At 37.6% G+C, this 5,369-nt stretch carries 6 protein-coding genes; 5 read left to right on the forward strand and 1 reads right to left on the reverse strand.

Annotated features, from left to right (window positions below):
- Both HSISS2_RS10690 and HSISS2_RS02670 read left to right on the forward strand, forming a co-directional pair.
- Positions 1–152 (forward strand): IS3 family transposase (locus HSISS2_RS10690; RefSeq protein WP_167546407.1); only part of this gene is annotated, 152 nt, incomplete at its 5' end.
- A 107-nt stretch (positions 153–259) separates the two neighbouring features.
- A complete protein-coding gene (locus tag HSISS2_RS02670; RefSeq protein ID WP_021145253.1) occupies positions 260–973 on the forward strand; it encodes a glucosaminidase domain-containing protein in 714 nt (237 codons plus the stop codon).
- Positions 974–1,055: 82 nt separating this feature from the next.
- On the opposite strand, the gene HSISS2_RS02675 is transcribed toward HSISS2_RS02670, so the two are convergent.
- Complete coding sequence (locus HSISS2_RS02675; RefSeq protein ID WP_002888521.1) at positions 1,056–1,964, reverse strand: LysR family transcriptional regulator; 909 nt, start codon at positions 1,962–1,964, stop codon at positions 1,056–1,058.
- Between the two features lie 205 nt (positions 1,965–2,169).
- Here HSISS2_RS02675 and glmS point away from each other — a divergent pair, with 205 nt between their 5' ends.
- From glmS to HSISS2_RS02690, 3 genes are all read left to right on the forward strand, one after another.
- Entirely contained in the window at positions 2,170–3,978 is a 1,809-nt protein-coding gene (gene glmS, locus HSISS2_RS02680; protein WP_021145255.1) for a glutamine--fructose-6-phosphate transaminase (isomerizing), read from the forward strand.
- A gap of 110 nt (positions 3,979–4,088) precedes the next feature.
- The gene (locus tag HSISS2_RS02685; RefSeq protein WP_021145256.1) at positions 4,089–4,418 is read left to right on the forward strand and encodes a zinc ribbon domain-containing protein YjdM; all 330 of its coding nucleotides are present in this window, start codon (positions 4,089–4,091) and stop codon (positions 4,416–4,418) included.
- A gap of 195 nt (positions 4,419–4,613) precedes the next feature.
- On the forward strand, positions 4,614–5,255 hold the full coding sequence (locus tag HSISS2_RS02690; protein WP_002888525.1) for an amino acid ABC transporter permease: 642 nt from the start codon (positions 4,614–4,616) through the stop codon (positions 5,253–5,255).
- Positions 5,256–5,369: the final 114 nt, after the last annotated feature.

The raw sequence follows: 5,369 nt of genomic DNA on the forward strand, positions 1-5,369 counted from the left end.
AATGTTTTTATGGTTACGAAAAGACGTTTAAATCACTTAATCAATTGGAACAAGCTATTGTAAACTATATTGATTATTACAATAACAAACGAATTAAGGTAAAACTAAAAGGACTCAGTCCTGTGCAATACAGAACTAAATCCTTTGGATAAATTAAATGTCTAACTTTTTGGGGTCAGTACATAACTTGCTAAGGGTCTTTTTTCTGATAGAATAGTATTAAAATATTATAATGGGAAATCTTAAGAAGGAAGGCTATATGTATCGTCATTTAAAGAAGTATTTGATTTTTATTGTGGGAGCTTTTATTTGTTCATTATTTTTAGTCTTAGCTTTTACAACCGATAGAAAAAATGATAACAGTGTCAACGCTAAAGCTGAAGCTGCTTATAACCAAACGACTACTGCTTTTATTGGTAGTATCGGTGAAACTGCGAGACAAATTGGTCAAGACTATAATATCTATGCTTCTGTTCTAATTGCTCAAGCTATTCTTGAATCGAATTCTGGGCAGTCAGGTCTTAGTCAAGCACCTTATTACAACTTTTTTGGAATTAAAGGAACTTACAATGGAAACTCGGTAACAATGCGTACTTGGGAAGATGATGGTACAGGGAAGACTTATGAGATTGATCAGCCGTTCCGTTCTTATGGTAGCTTGAGCGATTCTTTGGCGGATTACGCTGCTTTGATGACATCATCAACTTATGCTGGAACTTGGAAATCTAATACAAGCAGTTATGCGGATGCTACTCAAGCACTTACAGGAACATATGCTACAGATAGTCTTTATGCTTCTAAGTTGAACAGTATTATTGCATACTACGGTCTTACTGCCTATGACCAAGCTCCAGTTACCCAAACAACAGGTTCAACTGGTAGTCTTGTTTGGAATCGCTATAGAGGGTCTTACACGGACGCTGAAACTTTATCTATAGACGAGGCTTGGGCAAGCTATAAAAATTATAAATAATAGTAAGAGTCGAAAGGCTCTTTTTTGCGCACTTAAAAATCCCCAACAACATGTGTGGGGATTAAGATGAGAAGTCGTTAGCTTAGTTGTCAAAAGTGACTTCTTTAACAAGGTTATCTAGAAATTGTTCCCCCATTTTAGAGAGTGTTGCCTTTTCATGCTTCAGGTAAACAATATCAATTTCATCATCAATATCAAGTGGAATAGAGACAATGTTGTCACCATTTAGGTTACTATTTAAGATACCAGTGGCAATAGTGTAACCATCCAAACCAATTAATAGATTGAAGAGGGTCGCACGGTCTGAAACTACTATAGATTTTTTGTGGGGAATTTGTGAGAGAATTTCTTCGGAATAGTAGAAGGAATTATGAATCCCTTGATCGTAACTAAGGTATGGGAAGTCTTCTAAATCTTCTAAAGAGACAATTTCATGCTTGGCCAATGGATTTGATTTGCTGACAAAGATATGAGGTCTAGCTTTAAAGAGACTGGTATATGTGAGACGGTTGTCATCAAACATCTTAGTCAAGACGTCACGATTATAGCTATTAAGAAAGAGGACGCCGATTTCTGATCGAAAGTTCTTAACGTCTTCAATGATTTCATAAGTGCGAGTTTCACGTAAGAAGAGCTCATAACGTGTCATATCAGCTCTCTTGAGAAGTGAGACGAAGGCATTAACCACAAAGGCATAGTGTTGTGAAGAAACACTGAACAATTCACGTGTTTCGGTATGACTTTTGTAACGTTCTTCCAAAAGGTTAGTTTGTTCCACTACCTGACGGGCATAGGAAAGGAACTCGACCCCATCCTTGGTTAAGGTGATTCCCTTAGGGTTACGGATGAAAATATCAATCCCCATTTCTCTTTCCAAATCACGGACAGCATTAGAAAGACTCGGTTGTGTAATGAAAAGTTGTTTTGCGGCCTCATTCATAGAGCCGGTTTCGACGATTTTAATAATATAATGTAACTGTTGAATTCGCATAGCTTTATTATAGCATATTTTAAGGATTATTCCTTAGGATAAGAAGCGTTAAAAGTTCTTTTTAGGACTATACCAATTTTTATGCTTGACAATGTTAAGTATATGGAATATACTGTCATCGTTAAGCTTTCTTAAGAGCTTATTGACTATACCAATTTAAAATGAAGGAGACATAACCTCCTTAATATGGGGTTATATAAAAAATATGTGCGGAATTGTCGGTGTTGTAGGGAACACAAATGCAACTGATATCTTGATTCAAGGACTTGAAAAGTTAGAATACCGAGGCTATGATTCAGCTGGTATCTTTGTAGCTAGTGATACATCTAGTCAATTAATTAAGGCTGTGGGCCGTATTGCAGAACTTGCTGCTAAGACTAAAGGAGTAGAGGGAACATCTGGTATTGGACATACTCGTTGGGCGACTCACGGGAAACCGACAGAGGACAATGCTCACCCACACCGCTCAGAAACAGAACGTTTTGTTTTAGTTCATAATGGTGTTATTGAAAACTATCTTGAAATTAAGGAAGAATACCTTTCTGGTCATCATTTCAAAGGTCAAACCGATACTGAAATTGCTGTTCACTTGATTGGTAAATTTGTTGAAGAAGACGGTTTGTCAACCCTTGAAGCTTTCAAGAAAGCTCTTCATATTATTCGTGGATCATATGCCTTTGCCCTCATGGATTCAGAAGATGCCTCAACAATTTATGTGGCAAAAAACAAATCACCACTTTTGATTGGTCTTGGTGATGGCTATAATATGGTCTGCTCAGATGCCATGGCTATGATTCGTGAAACAAATCAATATATGGAAATTCACGATCAAGAGTTGGTTATCGTGAAGGCGGATAGTGTTGAAGTTCAAGACTATGATGGAAATGTCAAAGAACGTGATAGTTATACAGCTGAGCTTGATCTTTCTGATATTGGTAAAGGAACATACCCATACTATATGCTCAAAGAAATTGATGAGCAACCAACAGTGATGCGTAAGCTTATTCAAGCCTATACAGATGATAAGGGTCAAGTGTCTGTGGATGCTGATATTATTAAGGCTGTTCAAGACGCTGACCGTATCTATATTCTTGCAGCAGGAACTTCTTATCATGCTGGTTTTGCTTCTAAGAAGATGCTTGAAGAATTGACTGATACACCAGTTGAGCTTGGCATTTCTTCTGAATGGGGTTATGGTATGCCTCTCCTTAGCAAGAAACCTCTCTTTGTCTTTATTAGTCAATCAGGTGAAACAGCAGATAGTCGTCAGGTTCTTGTTAAAGCTAACGAAATGGGTATTCCAAGTTTGACAGTAACAAATGTTCCAGGTTCAACGCTTTCACGTGAAGCAGACCATACAATGCTTCTTCACGCTGGACCAGAAATTGCTGTCGCTTCAACTAAAGCTTATACTGCTCAAATTGCAACTTTGGCTTTCTTGGCAAAAGCAGTGGGCGAAGTTAATGGTAATGAAAAAGCTAAGGCCTTTGACTTGGTTCACGAATTGTCTCTCGTGGCTCAATCTATCGAATCAACACTTTCTGAAAAAGAAGTTATTGATGGGAAAGTTGCCAACCTTCTTGCAGAAACACGTAATGCATTCTATATCGGACGTGGACAAGATTATTATGTGGCTATGGAAGCTAGTCTTAAATTGAAAGAAATCTCATATATCCAATGTGAAGGTTTTGCAGCAGGTGAGTTGAAACATGGTACAATTGCTCTTATCGAAGATGGTACGCCTGTTATCGCTCTCTTGTCTGATCCAGTCCTTGCTAGCCATACTCGTGGTAACATTCAAGAAGTAGCAGCACGTGGTGCTAAAGTCTTGACTATTGCGGAAGAAAATGTCGCTAAAGAAGATGATGACATCGTTCTTAACAACGTTCATCCATATTTGTCACCAATTTCAATGGTTGTACCAACTCAATTAATTGCTTATTTTGCAACGCTTCATCGTGGACTTGACGTTGATAAGCCACGTAACTTGGCTAAGTCAGTTACTGTTGAATAAAAATGCCAACACCTCTGATTTTTCTAGGAGGTGTTGTTTGTTTTTACTCTTGCGTAATTACTCATTCTAAAGTAGAATAATAGCTATATCAGAATTTTTAGGAGAGAAATATGTCACTACCAAATTGTCCCAAATGTAACTCAGAGTATGTTTATGAAGATGGTATCTTGTTAGTCTGTCCAGAATGTGCCTATGAGTGGGATCCAAACGAGGTTGCAGAAGAAGGGCTTGTGGTTCTTGATAGCAACGGAACACGTCTTACTGATGGTGATACTGTCACAGTTATTAAAGACCTTAAGGTTAAGGGTGCTCCCAAAGACATCAAGCAAGGAACACGTGTTAAAAATATTCGCTTAGTTGAAGGTGACCACAACATTGACTGTAAGATTGATGGTTTTGGTGCTATGAAACTTAAATCTGAATTTGTCAAGAAAGTCTAAAATTAGTGCATAGGTAGGTAAGCCTAAATATTTACAATTGCTAATATTAGCTAAGTCTTTGAGGAGTGAGGCTGGGGACTCAAGTTCATTACAATGAGTTCGGCCTCTCTCCTTTTAGTATTTTCAAAATTTTATACCCTTTTTTCGTTTTTTTGGTATAATATTCAAAAATACTAAATAATTATAGGAGTTTATATGTCATACGTTTTGGAAGTATTACCAGCCCTTTTGAATGGTGCGGTAGTTACACTTCAAGTATTTTTCATTGTTATCGTACTGTCGATTCCATTAGGGATTGTGCTTGCTTTCTTAATGCAGATTAAGTTCAAACCTTTAAATTGGTTGTTGACCCTCTATGTTTGGATTATGCGTGGGACACCGCTCCTTTTGCAACTGATATTTGTGTATTATGTTCTTCCGAGTGTTGGGATTGTCTTTGACCGTCTACCAGCTGCCATTATTGCTTTTACCCTTAACTATGCAGCTTATTTTGCAGAGATTTTTCGTGGAGGAATCTTGGCTATTCCGAAAGGTCAATATGAAGCTGCCAAGATGCTTAAATTGAGTCCTTTCCAAACGATTCGCTACGTTATCCTTCCTCAAGTGGTCAAGATTGTTTTGCCAAGTATCTTCAACGAAATTATTAACTTGGTTAAAGATTCATCATTGGTTTATGTTCTTGGAGTCGGAGACCTCCTTTTGGAAAGTCGTACCGCTGCCAATCGTGATGCGACCTTAGCACCTATGTTTGTGGCTGGAGCTATCTATCTTATCCTTGTTGGTGTGGTAACTGTAGCTTCTAAACGTATCGAAAAGAAATTCAACTACTACAAATAGGAGACCTTATGTTAGAATTAAAAATATTTCCAAGCAATTTGGTCAACACAAAATTTTTGATAAATACAACTTAACTGTTGAAGAGGGGAAAATCCTAGCTATCGTTGGACCATC

The sequence above is a fragment of the Streptococcus sp. HSISS2 genome, from assembly GCF_000448665.1.
Lineage (GTDB): Bacteria > Bacillota > Bacilli > Lactobacillales > Streptococcaceae > Streptococcus > Streptococcus raffinosi.